General features: G+C 38.9%; 1 protein-coding gene and 2 pseudogenes. All 3 read left to right on the top strand.

Going from position 1 to position 1,565, the window contains the following annotated elements; translation table 11 throughout:
• Positions 1 to 398 (top strand): annotated as a pseudogene (locus L4C37_RS22310) (hypothetical protein); the annotation flags it as partial.
• Positions 399 to 618: 220 nt separating this feature from the next.
• Entirely contained in the window at positions 619 to 1,125 is a 507-nt protein-coding gene (locus L4C37_RS22305) for a hypothetical protein (RefSeq protein ID WP_429770170.1), read from the top strand.
• A gap of 83 nt (positions 1,126 to 1,208) precedes the next feature.
• Positions 1,209 to 1,565, top strand: a pseudogene (locus L4C37_RS22300) (hypothetical protein); the annotation flags it as partial.

Raw genomic sequence — 1,565 nt, 5'->3', positions numbered from 1 at the left:
GCGGAATAGACTAYCAATTCTCAAATCAGTTTTCTACCCGCGGTACTGTAGGATACAAATCAGAATCAATAGAGGCATCGAAYGGAGAGGTTACGTTCAGCAAAATACCATTTGARCTATCTTTCTTTAGAAACTTTGAAAGTCATAAGCTAGGAGCAGGAGTTACTTATCATACTAATGTCGAACTAGAGTGTTCCGTTGCTGGTCTCTGTAACTCAACGGCAGATTTTAAAGATGCTGCTGGCTTGATAGTTCAATATGAGTATGCCTTTGCTCCTTTGGCTATAGGTCGATTTGGAATTGGTGCTAAATATACATATATAAACTATGAGGTAGCTTCTAGCAGCGCAGAGTTTGATGGGAGTGGCTTCGACGTTCACTTTGCTTACATGTTTTGATTTTGATGGATTAACCTAACAAGCAATTTAAGCAGACTGCCAACGCTTGGCATTTTCAACTCGGTTTAGCATCAGTGATTATGGTGTTAAATTTGAGTGTATTGGTAGCGTTGTCAGCTACTTAATTGGGCGTTATAGCGCAACTTTTAGAATGGCGTTCTGCTCTGCTTTTCTTGTATATGGTATGGTGTTTATATTATTTGTTAAAATTGGAAGACTGATGAAAAACGCTGTAGTGATAACTTTAATTTCTCTAGTATTGAGTGGCTGCTCTAGCAAAAATTTCCTAGAGCACACCGTTGATGTTGAGCCAGTTACTCAAGATGTACAGTCTATTTGTGTCAACATGAATCCCAAAGTGCAAATTCCATTTCATGTATATATAAAAGACATTGCGAATGAAAATGGCTATGTAGTAGTGAATAAAGAGTGCTACGCAACTGTAGACTACGTTGCAGTACGCTATTTTGATGTCCATGCGCCATTGGCTAACGCTACAGTTACTATTGTTGATAAGGATAATGATCAAGTCGGTTATATGTTCTATCAGCAACCTCGCAACATGTGGACAAGTAGTGATTACTTTAAATCAGATGAAGAAATACTCTTACCTATTCTAAATGACCTATTCCCCAATAAAGATTCTGGGGAGGGGGGAAACTGCGCTATAACAAAGCGTTTAAGCCGGATTACCAACGCTTGGCGTTTTCGGCTTACTTCAGTTTAAGTGATTAAGTCACAATGGTTTAGGTTGGGTGAATGCGTTGCTCACCACTTAACGCGGCGTTATACGAACTCGCAAAATTCAACATGGAGAGTGAATTGAAAAATTATGAAGTTTATCTGTTCGATATGGACGGAACATTAGTAAATATTGGCTATGGCTTTGGTGGAGATGAGCTATTTCAAGGTATTTACAGCTCAGGGGAAAGTGATGAAATCAATGCTAACGAAGGGCTTTCTTTTTTTGGCGGAATAGACTACCAATTCTCAAATCAGTTTTCTACCCGCGGTACTGTAGGATACAAATCAGAATCAATAGAGGCATCGAACGGAGAGGTTACGTTCAGCAAAATACCATTTGAGCTATCTTTCTTTAGAAACTTTGAAAGTCATAAGCTAGGAGCAGGAGTTACTTATCATACTAATGTCGAACTAGAGTGTTCC

This window comes from Vibrio kagoshimensis (genome assembly GCF_050337535.1).
GTDB classification, from domain to species: domain Bacteria; phylum Pseudomonadota; class Gammaproteobacteria; order Enterobacterales; family Vibrionaceae; genus Vibrio; species Vibrio gallaecicus.
The sequence above is the reverse complement of the archived record's forward strand: the minus strand, read 5'-3'. Positions and strand labels throughout refer to the sequence as shown.

Coding starts and splice junctions, on each gene's coding strand:
- L4C37_RS22305 (WP_429770170.1), top strand. CDS start 619: ATGAAAAACGCTGTAGTGATAACTTTAATTTCTCTAGTATTGAGTGGC.